We start from the raw sequence: 16,615 nt of genomic DNA, 5'->3' as shown, positions 1-16,615 counted from the left end.
TGAATGGGTTGGCCTCATCGCGAGCAAGCTCGCTCCCACAAGGGTGAGGCGAGCCCGCCCTTGCAGGGTCGTGCGCTTACTTCGCAGCCCAGGAATTGAAGCGCTGCTCCAGTTGCTCGCCGTTGTCAGCCCAGAAGCTGACGTCGATCTGCACCTGGTTGGCGATGTTTTCCGGGGTGGTCGGCATGTCTTTCAGGATCGCCTTGTCCAGCAATGGCACTGCCTGGGAGTTGGCCGGGCCGTAGGCGATGTTTTCCGAGTAGGTCTTCTGCTGTTGTGGCTGCACCGAGAACGCGATGAATTTCTTCGCCGCTTCGGCACGCTTGGCGTCAAGACCTTTCGGGATGGCCCAGGCGTCGAAGTCGTAGATACCGCCGTTCCACACCACTTTCAGGTTGGATTCTTTCTGCACGGCAGCAATACGACCGTTGTAGGCCGAGCTCATGACCACGTCACCGGAAGCGAGGTATTGCGGTGGCTGGGCGCCGGCTTCCCACCACTGGATGTTCGGTTTCAGCTCATCCAGTTTCTTGAACGCGCGGTCCTGGCCGTTCTTGCTGGCCAGTTCCTTGTAGACGTCTTTCGGCGCAACGCCATCGGCCATCAGTGCGAATTCGAGGGTGTACTTGGCGCCTTTGCGCAGGCCGCGCTTGCCCGGGAATTTTTTGGTGTCCCAGAAATCCGCCCAACTGGTCGGTGCGGTTTTCAGCTTGTCGGCGTTGTAGGCCAGCACGGTCGACCACACGAAGAAACCCACGCCGCATGGCTGGATCGCGCCTTTGACGTAGTCTTCGGTCTTGCCGAACAGCGCAGGATCCAGTTGTTCGAACATGTCTTCGTCGCAGCCACGGGACAGTTCCGGCGATTCAACCTCTACCAGATCCCAGGACACGCTCTTGGTGTCGACCATGGCTTTGACCTTGGCCATCTCACCGTTGTATTCGCCGGCGACGATCTTGCCGTTACCCGCCGCTTCCCACGGTGCGTAGAAGGCTTTGACTTGCGCCGCCTTGTTCGCCCCGCCAAACGACACCACGGTCAGATCCGGCCCAGCGGCCATTGCGCTTGCCGCACCCATCAGGCCCAGGGTCAGGGCTGTGAACTTCAGGGATCTCAACATTTATTGTTCTCTCCACGTGCAGGGTTGGTGTTGGTATTGCCGGGGCGATCAATGCGCCTCTAGAAGTGGGTCGAGTGCGCGAACGTGCTCGACCTGCCAGCCAAGCGGAACCACGTCGCCGACCGCGAGCGCTGGATCGAGCTCGGCAATCGGTTGTTTCACGAAGAAGTCAGTCTTGCCGCAGACTTCCAGGCGCACCCGGACGTGGTCGCCCAGATAGATGAATTCGGCCACCCGCCCGGAGAAGCGGTTGACGCATTGGTCGCTCGAACCGTTGAGGCTGACGCGCTCCGGACGGATCGACAGAGTGACCGGCTCGCCGGTCTGGCCGATGTTGACCGCCAGCGCCTCGACCTTTTCCCCACGCCCCAGCTCGACCACGCAGCGCTCGCCGTTCTGGCTGAGCAGGCGACCGTTGAGGCGGTTGTTCTCGCCGATGAAGTTGGCGACGAAGGTGTTTTTCGGTTCTTCGTAAAGGGTGCGCGGTGGCGCGATCTGCTGGATCTCGCCCTGGTGGAATACGGCGACGCGATCGGACATGGTCAGGGCTTCGCCCTGGTCGTGAGTCACGTAGACCACGGTCACGCCGAGACGCTGGTGCAGGTGTTTGATTTCCATCTGCATGTGTTCGCGCAGTTGTTTGTCGAGGGCGCCGAGGGGTTCGTCCATCAACACCAGTTGCGGCTCGAACACCAGCGCGCGGGCCAAGGCCACACGTTGTTGCTGGCCGCCGGACAGTTGCGCGGGATAACGCGATGCGAACGCGTCGAGCTGGACCATGCTCAGGACTTTCTTGACCTTGTCGCTGACATCGCTCTTGTTCAGGCCACGCACGGTCAGCGGAAACGCGAGGTTTTCGGCAACGGTCATGTGCGGGAACAGCGCGTAGTTCTGGAACACCATGCCGATGTCTCGCTTGTGCGGCGGCACGTTGTTGATCGCCCGACCGGCCAGGAGGATTTCACCGGCGGTCGGGGTTTCGAAACCGGCGAGCATCATCAGGCTGGTGGTCTTGCCCGAGCCGGACGGCCCGAGCAAGGTGAGGAATTCGCCCTTGCGGATTTCCAGGTTGAGGTCTTTGACGATCAGGTTCTCGCCGTCGTAGCTCTTCTGCACTCCACGAAAGCTGACCAGCACATCGCTGGCCCCTGTGTTTGATTCGACCTGGCTCATACCCACACCTTTGTTATTGATGACTGCTGTGGGATTAAGCCTAGTGGCTGCTCGCAGTCACGCAAATCGGGGCGCAGGAGAGAATCGCCTCAGCCGGATGGAAGGCCGAGGGTAGGGATTGCCCTACAAGGATGGCGCGTTTGGACACGTCAGGCGCAAGCGCTGAAGTTCCAGCCGCAGGAACCGGCAAAAGCGCCTGTCGTTATTGGATATGGGCGTTAGAGGAGCTTGTGTTCCATCGCATACTTCACCAGTTCGGCGAGTGACGTGATGTTGAGTTTCTGCATCAGCCGCGCCTTGTGGGTGCTGATGGTCTTGCTGCTCAGGGCCAGTTGCTGGGCGATGTCGTTGACGTTGGCGCCCTGGGCCAGGCGCTCGAACACGGAAAACTCACGCTCCGACAACAACGAATGCAGCGGTCGCGTATCGGTCAAGCCGACCTCGAAGACCATCCGGTCGGCCAGTTCCGGATCGATGTAGCGCCCGCCCGCTGCGACCTTACGGATTGCCGTCAGCAGCAGCGCCGGATCGCTGTCCTTGGTTGCATACCCGGCGGCGCCGACCTTCAGCGCCCGGGCGGCCATCTGCGCTTCGTCGTGCATCGACAGCACCAGAATCGCCGGCGGATGGTTCAGCGCGCGGATCCGGGGAATCGCTTCGAGCCCGTTGACGCCGGGCATCGAGATATCCAGCAGCACCACTTCGCAGGGCACGTTGCGCAGGGTTTCCAGCAACTGCTCGCCATTGCTCGCCTCCCCCACCACTTGCAGATCCTTGGCCAGGCCGATCAATTGCTTGATGCCTTCGCGAACGATGGTGTGGTCTTCGGCTACCAGTACACGGATCAATTTTCTTCTCCAGATTCAGGCAAACACAAATCCCTGTGGGAGCGGGCTTGCCCGCGAAGGCGTCAGTCCAGACACCGCAAAATCATCAGACCTCATCCACCGGCACCCACACCACCAGACGAGTGCCATCCCCCGGCTCACTTTCAAGCACCAACCGCCCGCCCATGATCAACACCCGCTCGCGCATACCCACCAGTCCGAAGGATGTCGGCCTGCCGGCAGCGGCGACAAATCCTACGCCATCATCGCTGACCGTCAGACACAATTCGTCGCCTTCCTGCGCCAGCGTCAGTTCTACAGTATGCGCCTGGGCATGGCGCATGACGTTGGTCAGCGCCTCCTGAAGAATGCGGAACAGGCCGATGGCCTTGGCGTCGCTGAGCGGTGCAAGGTTGTCCGGCACCTGCACCAGACACGGAATCTGCGTGCGCGCCTCGAACCGCCGCGCCTGCCACTCGATGGCCGAGGCGATCCCGGCATCGAGGATCGGCGGGCGCAATGCCGTCGCCACATCGCGCACCAGCTGGAACAACTGGGCGATCAGGCGCTTCATGCTGTTCAGCCGTTCGTTCAGACCCGGGTCGAGTTGCGCGTAGGCCAGTTCGCACATCGACGTCTCCAGTTTCAGCACCGTCAGCATCTGCCCCAGCTCATCGTGAACCTCGCGGGCAATGCGCGCCTTTTCCTCTTCGCGCACGCTTTCCAGATGCGCCGACAGTTCGCGCAGTTGTTCGCGGGAGGCCGCCAGCTCCAGTTCGATGCGTTTGCTTTCGGTGATGTCCCAGACGATACCGTCCCAGACATAGGCACCACCCTCCAGTTGACGAGTGATGGCCTTGATTTCGGCCCAGCGCTGTTCGCCTTGGCGCGTAAGAATCCGGCCCTGCCACGACCAGTCGCTGTCGGTGTCCAGCGCCTGATCCTGGGTCTGGTGATAAGCGGCCCGGTCATCCGGATGCACCAGGCTGCGCAGGCCCATGTCGCGGTGGGCGATGGCGGCCGGCGCGTAGCCGACCAGACTTTCGCTGCCCTCACTGATGTAGGCGAAGTCAATCTGCCCGGTGACCGGTGCGCGCTCAAGACGAAACACCAGCCCCGGCACATTGGCCGCGATGCCTTGCAGCCGCGCCTCGCTTTCCTGCAACGCAGCCAGGGCACGACGGCGTTCGGTGACATCGGTGAGGTAAACCACCAGATACTCGCCATCACGAAAACGCAGGAAGCTCAGCGACACGTCCGCCGGAAGCACGCTGCCATCGGCGCGCACACAGTTGGTTTCAAAACTCAGCGGCCCTTCTTCGCTGGCCCGGGCGCGTTTCCACAGGTTGAGCCAGCGATCCATGTGCAGGCCCGGTTCGAAGTCGATCAACGGCCGGTCGATGATGGCGCCCTGTGGATAACCGAGCATGTTTTCTGCCGCGCGATTGGCGTAGCGCACATGGCTGTCCCAATTGACCCAGAGAATGCCGACGGTGCTCTGATCGATGGAAAACTGGGTAAGGCGCAAGGCCTCTTCGCTGGCAGCACGCAGGGCGATGTCTTCGCGCGCGTCGAACAGGCGTTGCTCAAGGCTGCGTTGCTGACGGCGTTGCCAGAACACAATCGCCACGCAACTGAGCAGCAACACCGCGAACAACAGACTCAGGTTCTGCCAGAAGCCCGGCGATTCGGAAAGCCGTGGGTACTTGGGTTGCAGCCATTGCGCATGCAGGCGTTCCAGATCCTTGGCCGGAATTGCACGCAAGGCACTCTCGACGATCCCGGCCAGCTCCGGCCAGTCGCGGCGGCTGCCGATGCGCAGCAGTTGCGGCAAACCGATGTCACCGACCACCACCAGCCCGGCGAACTCCGGCTCCGCCGACAGCCGACCGAGCTGCGCCTCATCGACCACCGCGTAGGACGCCTGCTGACTCAGCAACAGTTGCAGCGCCTGACGCTCCATTGGTACGCCTTGCAGATTCAGGTGGGGATAGTTGCCGCGCAGGTAATCGGCGGTGACGCCGGGCATGCGCACGGCGACGCGGGTCTGGCTGTCGAGCTTTTCCAGCTCCACGGTCGCGCTGCTTTTCTGGTCGCTGACTACCAGTTGCGGCACGCGCATGTACGGGTCGGAAAACTGCCACAGACGCAGCCCGCCCGGGGTCTGGGTCAGGCCCGGAGCGATGTCGATTTCGCCGTCCCGGGCAGCGGCCTCGAGTTGGGCCAGATCCTGAAAATTGCGCCAGCTCAGCTCGACATTCAGCGTCCTGGACAATGCCTTCATCACCTCGACGTTGGCGCCCGACAGCCGCTGCAAGCGCCGGTCGTATTGCGCGTACGGCGCCTGCAACACCAGACCGACGCGCAATTCGTTGTGCTGTGCGAGCCACTGTTGCTCGCTCGCCGACAACCGCGCGAGATGACTCGGGGGCGCAGGCGCCGCCCAACCCATCAAGGGAAACGCCAGACAGCCGATAACCCACAGGCAGCAAAAACGCATCATTGAAGTCTCATACACTGACAAATTCTGACCAACCCATTAGGCTGCCGGGATAACTTCTGGCCTGGAATAACCGATGCCCCCTGTCTATCGCCTGGCAATGCCAGCATTGTGCCTGTCGCTGATCCTGCCTTGTGCGTTTTCCGTCGAAGCCGCGGATCCAACGCCCGCCCCCGCCGCAGAAAAAGCCGCCGAAGAAAAACCGGTCGAACGCCAGCCACTGCTTGAGCGTAGTCAGGAAGAAGCCGCGGCACTCGAACGCAAGGTTCCGGCCCAGGAACAACAGCAACTGCAAGCGGGCAGCGACACCTTCCTCGCCCTGTGGAAACCGGCCAACACCGCCGAACCCAAAGGCGCGGTGATCCTCATTCCCGGTGCTGGCGAAACCGCCGACTGGCCTCAGGCGATCGGCCCATTGCGCCGCAAGTTGCCGGACGTCGAGTGGAGCAGCCTGAGTATCACCCTGCCCGATCTGCAAAGCGATGCCATCGCACCGCGCGTGGTCGAAGCACCCGCCGCGCCGAAAACCGTCGACCCGGGCAGCAAGGATTCGACCACCGCCGAGCCGATCGAACAAGCCGCCGGTGGCGAAGCCGATGTGGCCGACAAGGTCGTTGCTGAATCCACCGAGGAACAGTCCAAGGCCGACGCCGAGCGAATCTTCGCCCGCATCGACGCAGCACTGGCCTACGCCGAACAACAGAGCGCGCGCAGCATCGTCGTCCTCGGTCATGGAACTGGCGCCTACTGGGCCGCGCGATACCTGAGCGAGAGACAAAGCTCGCAGGTCGAGAAGCTGCTGCTGGTGGCCGCACAGACCCCGGCCAAGGCCAAGCCGGAACTGGTGGAACTGACGCCGACCCTGAAGCTGCCGACAGCGGATATTTTCTATATGGATAAACCGCTGGACCGCAACGCGGCACTGGAGCGCCTGCAGGCGAGCAAGCGACTGAAGACGTCCGCGTTCAGTCAGGTCGCACTCAAGGCCCTGCCGGACAACAAGGCCGAACAGGAGCAATTGTTCCGCCGGGTGCGTGGCTGGTTGAATCCGCAAAGCCCGGACTAAAAAAACCGGACTGTCAAAACGCAGACAAAAAAAATCGCAGCCCGACGCTGCGATTTTTTTATGCCTAGCGAAAATCCCGCCGTTCGCGAATCAACGTGTAGGCATTGTGCAGTTCGCGGGTTCTCTCGGTGGCCTCGCGCACCTGCGCCGGCGTGGCACCTGTCCCGGCCACCTTGTCCGGGTGATGCCGGCTGAGCAGACGTCGATAGGCGCGCTTGATCTGCGCCGGTTCACTGGTGGCCGATACGCCGAGCAGGCGCATCGCCTCCTGATAGCTCACCGCCGCGCTGACGATCGGACGCTTGTGCGGCTCGTAGTCCGCCGCCAGCGCCTGGATCTGGTGCGTCGTCCAGCCCAGCCACTTGCCCCACTGCGCCAGCAATTCACGCTCACTGACGCCGGCCCGGCCATCGGCCCAGACCATTCGCCAGCAGGCGCGCAACACGCCTTCGGCCGCGTGGGGTTGAGCACTCAACCGGCGCAGATAACCACGCAGATTGTCGCTCCCGGACTTGCCGCGGTTGAACGCGGCAATCGCCCGGCGCTGTGCCGGCTCGCTCATTTCCAGCGAACGCATCTCCTGACGCGCCTGCTGGATGTGACCGTCCGTGACCCGCCCGTCGCTCTTGGCCAGACGCCCGAGCAACACGAACAACAATTCATCGTTGCGCAGCATCGGCCGCCCGCCGAGTTTTTCCCGCAAATGCCCCCAGCTCTGCAAATGCAGGCGCCGATCCAGCGCCTGTCCCAACAAAGCACCAAGCATGGCCCCCGGAATGCTGGCGATAGCAAAACCCGCTCCGGCTCCAATCAGAGTCCCTGGCCACAACATATCAGCGACTCGCTTCTATCAAGGCTTCAGCTTCGGCCAGACGCTCGTGCGTACCGACATCGACCCAGTGGCCTTTCAGCCGCTCGCCGGTCACCTGCCCGTCCGCCATGGCTTTTCGCAACAGCGGCGCCAGTTTGAAGGCACCGTCGCTGCAGCCGTCGAACAACTGCGGGTGCAGTACGGCGATGCCGCTGTAGGTCAGGGTCGCCGCATCGGCCTGGCCATCACGCACCTCGCCGTCGGTCAGGGTGAAATCCCCTGTCGGGTGATGCGCCGGGTTATCCGCCAGCACCAGATGTGCCAGGCCGTTGATCGGCTGATGCAGCACGCTGAAGTCGTAATCGGTCCAGATGTCACCGTTGACTACTAGAAACGCGTCGTCGCCCAACAGCGGCAAGGCGCGGAAAATTCCGCCGCCGGTTTCCAGTGGTTCACCTTCAGGCGAATACTGGATCGACACGCCGAATTGCGAACCATCGCCCAGATGATCTTCGATTTGCTGTCCGAGCCAGGCATGGTTGATCACGATCTCGTTGAAGCCGGCTGCGGCCAGGGCACGCAGGTGATATTCAATCAGCGGCACGCCGCCAGCTCGCACCAGCGGTTTGGGGGTGGTCAGGGTCAGCGGGCGCATGCGCTCGCCTTTACCCGCCGCAAGAATCATTGCCTTCATGCCGTCACTCCGCCACGCAGGCTGGCGAGAAGTGCCTGCAGATCCGCCAGCTCGGGACGGCGCGCGATGACCGCTTCTATATAAGAGAAGAAACGCGGCACATCCGCGAGGTAACGCGGTTTGCCATCGCGGTGGCAGATGCGGGCGAAGATGCCGATGACTTTCAGGTGGCGCTGCACGCCCATCAGGTCGCTGGCGCGCAGGAACTCTTCGAAGTCCGGCTGCACCGGGATGTTCAGCGCCGACGCCTGCTGCCAGTAGCTTTCCAGCCAGCCGCGCACACGTTCTTCAGGCCAGCTGAGGAAGGCGTCCTTGAACAGGCAGGTCACGTCGTAGGTCACCGGGCCGTACACGGCGTCCTGGAAATCCAGCACGCCGGGATTCGGCTCGCTGAGCATCAGGTTGCGCGGCATGTAGTCGCGGTGCACCAATACTTTCGGCTGGGCCAGGGCGCTGTCGATCAGCAGCTCGCTGACCTTTTGCCACTGCTGCTGTTGGGTTGCATCGAACTCGACGCCCAGCTCGCGTTTCACGTACCACTCGGGGAACAGCTCCAGCTCGCGGCGCAACAACGCGACGTCATAGCTCGGCAGCGGCGCCACCATCGGCAGCTGTTGAAAAGCCAGCAGCGCTTGCAGGGCATCGCTGAACAACAGTTCGGCATTTTCGCTGTCGATCACGTCCAGATAGGTCTTGTTGCCCAGGTCATTGAGCAAAAGAAACCCGCGTTCGAGGTCTTCCGCATAAATTTTCGGCACGTTGATGCCGGATTTCGCCAGCAAAAAGGCGATATCCACGAACGGTTTGCAGTTTTCCTGAGGCGGCGGCGCATCCATCACGACGAAGCTGCGACCCGCGCCTTCCCAACGGAAATACCGGCGGAAACTCGCGTCGCTGCTGGCCGCGGTCAACGTGGCCGGGGGTACGGCTCCCCAGCCCTGATCTGCAAAAAGGGTTGCCAACTGTTCATCGAGCCAAACTTTCAGGTGTTGCAAGCGTACATCTTGATCAGGCATTGCAAGGGTCTCCGACGGCGCTAGCCGTCAAGCGGGTCATGCTTTATTATCCAGCATCTTTTTCAGACCATCGAGAGGCGTGCGGCCCACACCGCGGGCAGATGGCACGCAGGAAGCCCGGACTAATAAGATGGCATTGAAATCCCCCGCGTTTCGTAAAAAATTTCCGTTGTTGGTAACCGGCAGTCTGCTGGCTATGCAACCTCTGGCCAGTTCATTCGTTGTTGCCGCCGAGCAGTATGACTGCGCCGTCTCGGCAACGGGAGGCTGGGCCTGCTCGCCGAAAACGCCGGCCGCTGCCCTGCCGCCGCGTCCAGTGCATGACGGCAGTGCCGTCAGTGCCGCTGGCGAAGCCCCGGCCGAGAGCGGCTCCACCGCGGAGTCCGGGCCCAAGCCGGTACTGGTTACCGAGTCCAAGGGCCGTGGCCTGAAATCCCGTAGCGAAGACTACAGTCACCTCGACTGGGTTCCGCGCGAGAAGCTCACCGCCGCCCAATTGGCCGAGACCGGTCCTTACTGCTCTGGTTCCTATATCGAACCGATTCGTCCTGGCATGAATGACAAGACGAATAAAAGTGACGCCCCGACCTTCATCGGCGCCAAGGCGTCGCGTTATCAGCAGGATTCGCAGGTCGCGAGTCTGGCCGGTGACGTGGTCATGCGTCAGGGCAGCATGCAGGTCGAAGCCGACGAGGCCAACCTGTATCAGGCCGAAAGCCGTGGCGAACTGGCGGGCAACGTGCGTATCCGCGACAACGGCGCGCTGATCGTCGGCGACCATGCCGATGTGCAGCTGGACACCGGTGAAGCCAAGGTCGACAACGCCGAATACGTGATGCACAAGTCGCGTATCCGCGGTAACGCGCTGTACGCCAAGCGTGCCGAAAACGCGATCATCCGTCTGAAGGACGGCACGTACACCACGTGCGAACCGAACAGCAACGCCTGGCAGCTCAAGGGCAACAACATTACCCTGAACCCTGCCACCGGCTTCGGTACCGCGACCAACGTGACGCTGCGGGTCAAGGACATTCCGGTTCTGTACACCCCGTACATCTATTTCCCGATCGACGACCGTCGTCAGTCGGGCTTCCTGCCGCCGACCATCGGCACCGGCAGCGACACCGGCTTCATGCTGGTAACCCCGTATTACTTCAACCTGGCGCCGAACTATGACGCCACGTTGTACCCGCGTTACATGAGCAAACGCGGCATGCTGGTGGAAGGCGAGTTCCGTTACCTGACCAAGTCGAGCGAAGGTCAGTTCGGCGCGGCGTACCTCAACGACGAGGACGACGAGCGCAAGGGCCAGACCGACTACGACAAGACTCGCTACATGTACAACTGGCAACACAAGGGTGGTCTCGACTCCCGCGTGCTTACCCAGGTGGATTACACCAAGATCAGCGATCCTTATTACTTCCAGGATCTGCAGACCGACCAGATCGGCGTGAAAAGTGCCGACTACGTGAACCAGCAGGGCTCGGTCACCTATCGTGGCGACAGTTACACCGCCCGCTTGAATGCCCAGGCATATCAACTGGCAACCGTATCGAACATCACACCGTATGACCGCTTGCCGCAGATCACCTTCAATGGTCAGCTGCCATATCACCCGGAAGGCCTGGATTTCGATTACGAGACCGAGATCGTTCGGTTCGATCGCGATCTGAAAAGTGGCGACTTCACGAACGAAGACGGCACGACCGAGACCCGACTCGACAACAACGTGTTCGGCCTCGCTCGCGCCAATGGCGACCGTCTGAATCTGAAGCCAGGCGTCAGCCTGCCAATGAACTGGACCTATGGTTTCCTGAAACCATCGTTGAAGTACCAGTACACCCAGTATCAACTGGACCTGGACAGCAAAGGCAAGTCGGATATCGCCGCGTTGTCGCCGGAGAACCAGAAACTCTTCGGCAAGTTCGACAGCAACCAGAATCGCGGCGTACCTATCGCCAGCATTGACGGTGGCCTGTACTTCGACCGCAACACATCCTTCTTTGGCAAGAACTACCGCCAGACTCTGGAACCGCGCTTGTTCTACCTCTACGTACCTGAGGTGGACCAGGAAGACATTCCGGTATTCGACACCAGCGAGTACACCTTCAACTACGCGTCGCTGTTCCGTGACAACCGCTTCTCCGGTTCCGACCGTGTCGGCGACGAGAACAAGCTGTCGCTGGGCGTGACCAGTCGCTGGATCGAAGACGACGGTTTCGAACGTCAACGCATCAGTGTCGGCCAGGCGCTGTACTTCAAGGATCGCAAGGTTCAACTTCCGGGTATCGCGTTCAACGATCGCGACGACGCCAAGTCCAGCGTCTCGCCATACGCACTGGAATACGAATACCGCTGGAACCGTGACTGGCGCACCACTGCCGATTACAACTGGGATCCGGACAGCCGCAGCCCGCGTTCCGGCAGCGCGATGTTCCACTACCAGCCTGAAGACAACCCGAACAAGGTGGTCAACGTCGGCTATCGCTATCGCAATGACCAGGTTCGTTACGACCAGAACACCGGCAAGTGGTCGGTGGGCGGCGGTGACTACGGCACACCGGGCCAACCTGGCTACGTGAAGGACTACTACAAGATCCAGCAGCATGACTTCTCGGTCATCTGGCCGATCGTTCCACAGTGGAGCGCCATCAGCCGCTGGCAGTACGACTACAACCGCAACCGTACACTGGAAGCCTTCGGTGGTTTCGAGTACGACAACTGCTGCTGGAAACTGCGCCTGATCAACCGTTACTGGGTTTCCTACGACGAATTCAGTCAGGAAGCTCCGCAAAACGAAAAAGGCGACCACGGCGTCTTCCTCCAAATTGTTCTGAAGGGACTCGGCGGCCTCACCGGCGCCAAGGTAGAGAGCTTCCTCGACAAAGGCATCCAAGGTTATCGTCAACGTGAAGACCAAGCTTTCTGATTGTCTGCGCCCGCTGATGCTGGGCGCGCTGTTCCTGGGTACCGCGGCCAACGCCGCGGTGCAGTCCATCGATAAAGTAGTGGCCATCGTCGACAACGACGTGGTCATGCAGAGCCAGCTGGATCAACGCGTCCACGAAGTTCAGCAAACCATCGCCAAGCGTGGCGGCGGTTTGCCGCCTCCGGGCGTACTGGACCAACAGGTGCTTGAGCGCCTGATCGTCGAGAACCTGCAACTGCAGATCGGCGAACGTTCCGGTATCCGCATCACCGATGAAGAGCTGAACCAGGCGGTCGGCACCATTGCCCAGCGCAACAACATGACCCCGGATCAGTTCCGCGTCGCCCTGTCCCGTGATGGTCTTTCGTATGAAGACGCTCGTGAGCAGATCCGCCGCGAAATGGTCATCAGCCGTGTACGTCAGCGCCGCGTGGCCGAACGCATCCAGGTATCGGAACAGGAAGTGAAGAATTTCCTCGCCTCCGACCTGGGCAAGATGCAGCTGTCCGAAGAGTTGCACCTGGCCAACATCCTGATTCCGACCCCGGAAAGTGCCAACTCCGAAGCGATTCAGAGCGCTGCACGCAAGGCGATGGATATTTACCAGCAGCTCAAGCAAGGCGCTGACTTCGGTCAGATGGCCGTCGCCAACTCCGCCAGCGACAACGCCCTGGAAGGCGGCGATATGGGCTGGCGTAAAGCGGCTCAACTGCCACCTCCGTTCGACCGCGAACTGAGCAGCATGACGGCTGGCGACATCACTCAACCGGCACGCACTCCGGGTGGCTTCATCATCCTGAAGCTGCTGGAAAAACGTGGTGGCGAGAGCCAGATGCGCGACGAAGTGCATGTACGCCACATTCTGGTCAAGCCAAGTCCGGTTCGCGACGAAGCCAAGACCAAGGAACTGGCTCAGTCGCTCTACAACCGCATCGAAGCCGGTGAAGATTTCGCCGAACTGGCCAGGAAGTATTCGGAAGATCCGGGTTCTGCCCTCAACGGCGGCGACCTGAACTGGATCGACCCGAACGCACTGGTACCGGAATTCCGCGCCGTGATGGCCAAGGCCCCGCAAGGCCAGCTGTCCAAGCCGTTCCAGACCCAGTACGGCTGGCACGTTCTGGAAGTCCTTGGCCGCCGCGCCACCGACAGCACCGAACAGGCCCGTGAGCAGCAAGCGATGACCGTACTGCGTAACCGCAAATACGACGAAGAGCTGCAAACCTGGCTGCGTCAGATCCGTGACGAAGCGTACGTAGAGATCAAACTCCCTGGTGCAGACCAGGCAGCGCAGTGAAACCCAAGCGTTTCGCGCTGACACCCGGCGAACCGGCCGGCATCGGTCCCGACCTGTGCCTGCTGCTCGCCTCGCAAGCCCAGCCACACCCCCTGATTGCCATCACCAGCCGCGACCTGCTCCAAGAGCGGGCCGCGCAGCTGGGGCTGGCCGTCAGCTTGCTGGAAGTGGCACCTGACAACTGGCCGGACGCTCCGGCGCCCGCCAACAGCCTGTACGTCTGGGACACCCCGCTCAGCGCCCCCGTGGTCGCCGGGCAACTGGACAAGGCCAACGCTGCATTCGTCCTCGAAACCCTGACCCGCGCCGGCAATGGCTGCCTGAACGGCGACTTCGCCGGGATGATTACTGCCCCGGTGCACAAGGGCGTGATCAACGAATCGGGCATCGCGTTTTCCGGTCACACCGAATTTCTCGCCGACCTGACCCACACCGCCCAGGTGGTAATGATGCTCGCGACCCGCGGTTTGCGCGTGGCGCTGGTCACCACTCACCTGCCCTTGCGCGACATCGCCGATGCGATCACGCCCGAGCGGCTGGAGCGGGTCACGCGGATTCTGCACGCCGACCTGCAACAAAAATTCGGCATCGCCCAACCGCGCATCCTGGTCTGCGGGCTCAACCCGCACGCCGGTGAAGGCGGACACCTGGGCCATGAAGAAATCGACATCATCGAACCCACATTGGAGCGCCTGCGCGGCGAGGGCATGGACCTTCGTGGCCCGCTGCCTGCCGACACTCTGTTTACCCCCAAATATCTGGAGCACTGCGACGCAGTGCTGGCGATGTACCACGACCAGGGCCTGCCCGTGCTGAAGTACAAAGGCTTCGGCGCTGCAGTCAACGTGACCCTGGGCCTGCCGATCATCCGCACGTCGGTCGACCATGGCACCGCCCTGGATCTGGCCGGCAGCGGCAAGATCGACACCGGCAGCCTGCAGGTCGCCCTGGAAACCGCCTACCAGATGGCCGAGACCCGTTTATGACCGAGCAATACCAACACAAGGCGCGCAAACGCTTTGGCCAGAACTTCCTGCACGATGCCGGCGTCATCGACCGCATCCTGCGCTCCATCAGTGCCAAGGCCGGCGACCGTATGCTGGAAATCGGGCCGGGCCAGGGCGCATTGACCGCCGGCATCCTCAACTCCGGCGCACAGCTGGACGTGGTGGAGCTGGACAAGGACCTGATCCCGATTCTCAACCAGCAGTTTGCCGGCAAGAGCAATTTCAACCTGCATCAGGGCGATGCGCTGAAGTTCGACTTCAACAGCCTGAACGCTGCGCCGAACAGCCTGCGCGTGGTCGGCAACCTGCCGTACAACATCTCCACGCCGCTGATTTTCCACCTGCTGAACAACGCCGGCATCATCCGCGACATGCACTTCATGCTGCAGAAGGAAGTGGTCGAGCGTCTGGCCGCAGGTCCTGGTGGCGGCGATTGGGGCCGTCTGTCGATCATGGTTCAGTACCATTGCCGGGTCGAACACCTGTTCAATGTCGGCCCGGGCGCATTCAATCCGCCGCCGAAAGTCGACTCGGCGATCGTCCGCCTGGTACCGCACGCAGTACTGCCGCATCCGGCCAAGGATCATCGCCTGCTCGAGCGCGTGGTGCGTGAAGCCTTCAACCAGCGTCGCAAGACCCTGCGCAACACCCTCAAGCAGTTGCTGAGCAACGCCGAAATCGAAGCCGCCGGCGTCGATGGCAGCCTGCGACCGGAGCAACTCGATCTGGCCGCGTTCGTGCGCCTGGCCGACCAGCTCGCCGAACAGCCGGCGAAAGCACCTGAAGCCGACTGACCGGCAATGATCGCTATCGGGCGGGACGCCAACTCTGGTCTACTGCCCGATACTTGCCTAGACTGAATCCCAATCAGCTAAGCCCCGCGCCCCGCTTCGTTTTTAAGGCCTTTTGCATGTCCGATCCTCGCTACCAGGTCGATGTCAGTGTCGTTACCCACTATCTGGCAGACCAATCGCAACCCGAGCACGAGCGCTTTGCCTTCGCCTACACCATCACCGTGCAGAACAATGGCGAGCAACCGGCCCGCCTGATGTCGCGCCACTGGGTAATCACCGATGGTGACGGGCATGTCGAAGAAGTGCGCGGCGCCGGCGTGGTCGGCCAGCAACCGTTGATCGGTGCCGGCAAAAGCCACACCTACAGCAGCGGCACGGTGATGACCACCAAGGTCGGCACCATGCAAGGCACCTACGAAATGGTCGCCGACGACGGCAAGCATTTCGATGCGATCATCAAGCCCTTCCGCCTCGCCGTTCCCGGAGCCCTGCACTGATGGCGACGTATGCCGTCGGCGACCTGCAAGGCTGCCTCGAACCGCTTAAGTGCCTGCTCAAGCAGGTCGCGTTCGACCCGACTCTGGATCGCCTGTGGCTGGTGGGTGATCTGGTCAACCGAGGCCCCCAATCGCTGGAAACCCTGCGCTTCCTTTATGGCATGCGCGACTCGCTGGTCTGCGTCCTTGGCAACCACGACCTGCACCTGCTGGCTGCGGCGAAGAACATCGAGCGCATGAAGAAGTCCGACACGCTGCGTGAAATCCTTGAAGCGCCGGACTGCGCCGAACTGATGGAGTGGCTGCGCCAGCAGAAACTCATGCACTACGACGAACAGCGTGAAGTGGCCATGGTGCACGCGGGCATCCCGCCGCAATGGTCGCTGCGCAAGGCGCTCAAGTACGCTGAAGAAGTCGAAACCGCGCTGCGTGACGACAACCTGCTTCCCATGTTCCTCGATGGCATGTACGGCAACGAACCGGCGAAATGGGACAGCGACCTCAAAGGCGTGACACGCCTGCGCGTCATCACCAATTACTTCACGCGCATGCGTTTCTGCACCGCCGAAGGCAAGCTCGACCTCAAGAGCAAGGAAGGCCTCGACACCGCGCCGCCGGGCTACAAACCCTGGTTCCAGCACAAGGAACGCAAGACCCGTGGCCTGCGGATCATTTTCGGTCACTGGGCGGCGCTGGAAGGCAACGTCCAGGAGCCCGGCATCTGCGCCCTCGACACCGGTTGCGTCTGGGGCGGCAGCCTGACCCTGATGAATGTCGACAGCGGCGAACGCCTGTCATGCAAATGCGACGAACATGGGGCCGTCCTGCCCAGCGTCGCGCCACTGATCACCGAATCTTCTCCCGTCAGCGCCCCGCGCTAGACT

14 protein-coding genes are annotated in these 16,615 nt (G+C 61.7%); 7 read left to right on the top strand and 7 right to left on the bottom strand.

Translation table 11 applies throughout. The annotated features are described in order from the left end of the window. Positions 1-76 precede the first annotated feature (76 nt). The 4 genes from AC1Q9F_RS25300 to AC1Q9F_RS25285 form a co-directional block, all read right to left on the bottom strand. Complete coding sequence (locus AC1Q9F_RS25300) at positions 77-1,120, bottom strand: ABC transporter substrate-binding protein (protein WP_207863696.1); 1,044 nt, start codon at positions 1,118-1,120, stop codon at positions 77-79. Positions 1,121-1,168: 48 nt separating this feature from the next. Next, complete coding sequence (locus tag AC1Q9F_RS25295) at positions 1,169-2,293, bottom strand: ABC transporter ATP-binding protein (protein WP_207984118.1); 1,125 nt, start codon at positions 2,291-2,293, stop codon at positions 1,169-1,171. Positions 2,294-2,511: 218 nt separating this feature from the next. Continuing rightward, complete coding sequence (locus AC1Q9F_RS25290; RefSeq protein ID WP_179693504.1) at positions 2,512-3,141, bottom strand: response regulator; 630 nt, start codon at positions 3,139-3,141, stop codon at positions 2,512-2,514. 85 nt (positions 3,142-3,226) lie between these two features. Next, complete coding sequence (locus tag AC1Q9F_RS25285; RefSeq protein ID WP_492621182.1) at positions 3,227-5,623, bottom strand: PAS domain-containing sensor histidine kinase; 2,397 nt, start codon at positions 5,621-5,623, stop codon at positions 3,227-3,229. A 73-nt stretch (positions 5,624-5,696) separates the two neighbouring features. On the opposite strand from AC1Q9F_RS25285, the gene AC1Q9F_RS25280 reads away from it, so the two are divergent. After that, on the top strand, positions 5,697-6,686 hold the full coding sequence (locus AC1Q9F_RS25280) for an alpha/beta hydrolase family protein (RefSeq protein ID WP_492621181.1): 990 nt from the start codon (positions 5,697-5,699) through the stop codon (positions 6,684-6,686). 64 nt (positions 6,687-6,750) lie between these two features. Here AC1Q9F_RS25280 and AC1Q9F_RS25275 read toward each other — a convergent pair whose 3' ends face one another. The 3 genes from AC1Q9F_RS25275 to AC1Q9F_RS25265 are packed head-to-tail and all read right to left on the bottom strand — an operon-like array spanning position 6,751 to position 9,207. Beyond that, the gene (locus tag AC1Q9F_RS25275; protein WP_207984121.1) at positions 6,751-7,518 is read right to left on the bottom strand and encodes a TerB family tellurite resistance protein; all 768 of its coding nucleotides are present in this window, start codon (positions 7,516-7,518) and stop codon (positions 6,751-6,753) included. A 1-nt stretch (position 7,519) separates the two neighbouring features. Further along, positions 7,520-8,191, bottom strand: coding sequence for an N-acetylmuramate alpha-1-phosphate uridylyltransferase MurU (gene murU, locus AC1Q9F_RS25270; RefSeq protein WP_492621180.1), 672 nt, complete (start codon positions 8,189-8,191; stop codon positions 7,520-7,522). Next, positions 8,188-9,207, bottom strand: a complete 1,020-nt coding sequence (locus AC1Q9F_RS25265; RefSeq protein WP_492621179.1) for an aminoglycoside phosphotransferase family protein — start codon at positions 9,205-9,207, stop codon at positions 8,188-8,190. Before AC1Q9F_RS25265 ends, murU begins: the two co-directional genes overlap by 4 nt. Positions 9,208-9,337: 130 nt before the next feature. Here AC1Q9F_RS25265 and AC1Q9F_RS25260 point away from each other — a divergent pair, with 130 nt between their 5' ends. From AC1Q9F_RS25260 to AC1Q9F_RS25235, 6 genes are all read left to right on the top strand, one after another. Then, positions 9,338-12,136: an LPS-assembly protein LptD gene (locus AC1Q9F_RS25260; RefSeq protein ID WP_207984123.1), complete on the top strand. Its 2,799-nt coding sequence runs from the start codon at positions 9,338-9,340 to the stop codon at positions 12,134-12,136. Beyond that, the gene (surA, locus tag AC1Q9F_RS25255; protein ID WP_492621178.1) at positions 12,117-13,433 is read left to right on the top strand and encodes a peptidylprolyl isomerase SurA; all 1,317 of its coding nucleotides are present in this window, start codon (positions 12,117-12,119) and stop codon (positions 13,431-13,433) included. The genes AC1Q9F_RS25260 and surA overlap by 20 nt, the downstream gene beginning before the upstream one ends. Continuing rightward, on the top strand, positions 13,430-14,419 hold the full coding sequence (gene pdxA, locus AC1Q9F_RS25250; protein WP_492621177.1) for a 4-hydroxythreonine-4-phosphate dehydrogenase PdxA: 990 nt from the start codon (positions 13,430-13,432) through the stop codon (positions 14,417-14,419). The genes surA and pdxA overlap by 4 nt, the downstream gene beginning before the upstream one ends. Beyond that, positions 14,416-15,234 carry a 16S rRNA (adenine(1518)-N(6)/adenine(1519)-N(6))-dimethyltransferase RsmA gene (gene rsmA, locus AC1Q9F_RS25245; protein WP_492621176.1) on the top strand — a complete coding sequence of 273 codons (819 nt, stop codon included), beginning with the start codon at positions 14,416-14,418 and terminating at the stop codon, positions 15,232-15,234. Before pdxA ends, rsmA begins: the two co-directional genes overlap by 4 nt. Before the next feature lie 116 nt (positions 15,235-15,350). After that, positions 15,351-15,731: a Co2+/Mg2+ efflux protein ApaG gene (apaG, locus tag AC1Q9F_RS25240; protein WP_064380341.1), complete on the top strand. Its 381-nt coding sequence runs from the start codon at positions 15,351-15,353 to the stop codon at positions 15,729-15,731. Next, on the top strand, positions 15,731-16,612 hold the full coding sequence (locus AC1Q9F_RS25235) for a symmetrical bis(5'-nucleosyl)-tetraphosphatase (RefSeq protein ID WP_492621175.1): 882 nt from the start codon (positions 15,731-15,733) through the stop codon (positions 16,610-16,612). Before apaG ends, AC1Q9F_RS25235 begins: the two co-directional genes overlap by 1 nt. Positions 16,613-16,615 lie beyond the last annotated feature (3 nt).

It is taken from the genome of Pseudomonas sp. GW823-FHT04A03 (assembly GCF_058796615.1).
This window is presented reverse-complemented; position numbering and strand designations above follow the sequence as displayed.

Excerpts from the sequence above, each read along its gene's own strand:
- AC1Q9F_RS25260 (WP_207984123.1), top strand. The coding sequence starts at position 9,338 with ATGGCATTGAAATCCCCCGCGTTTCGTAAAAAATTTCCGTTGTTGGTA.
- AC1Q9F_RS25280 (WP_492621181.1), top strand. The coding sequence starts at position 5,697 with ATGCCCCCTGTCTATCGCCTGGCAATGCCAGCATTGTGCCTGTCGCTG.
- rsmA (WP_492621176.1), top strand. The coding sequence starts at position 14,416 with ATGACCGAGCAATACCAACACAAGGCGCGCAAACGCTTTGGCCAGAAC.
- AC1Q9F_RS25285 (WP_492621182.1), bottom strand. The coding sequence starts at position 5,623 with ATGATGCGTTTTTGCTGCCTGTGGGTTATCGGCTGTCTGGCGTTTCCC.
- AC1Q9F_RS25295 (WP_207984118.1), bottom strand. The coding sequence starts at position 2,293 with ATGAGCCAGGTCGAATCAAACACAGGGGCCAGCGATGTGCTGGTCAGC.
- murU (WP_492621180.1), bottom strand. The coding sequence starts at position 8,191 with ATGAAGGCAATGATTCTTGCGGCGGGTAAAGGCGAGCGCATGCGCCCG.
- AC1Q9F_RS25275 (WP_207984121.1), bottom strand. The coding sequence starts at position 7,518 with ATGTTGTGGCCAGGGACTCTGATTGGAGCCGGAGCGGGTTTTGCTATC.
- AC1Q9F_RS25235 (WP_492621175.1), top strand. The coding sequence starts at position 15,731 with ATGGCGACGTATGCCGTCGGCGACCTGCAAGGCTGCCTCGAACCGCTT.
- AC1Q9F_RS25300 (WP_207863696.1), bottom strand. The coding sequence starts at position 1,120 with ATGTTGAGATCCCTGAAGTTCACAGCCCTGACCCTGGGCCTGATGGGT.
- apaG (WP_064380341.1), top strand. The coding sequence starts at position 15,351 with ATGTCCGATCCTCGCTACCAGGTCGATGTCAGTGTCGTTACCCACTAT.
- AC1Q9F_RS25265 (WP_492621179.1), bottom strand. The coding sequence starts at position 9,207 with ATGCCTGATCAAGATGTACGCTTGCAACACCTGAAAGTTTGGCTCGAT.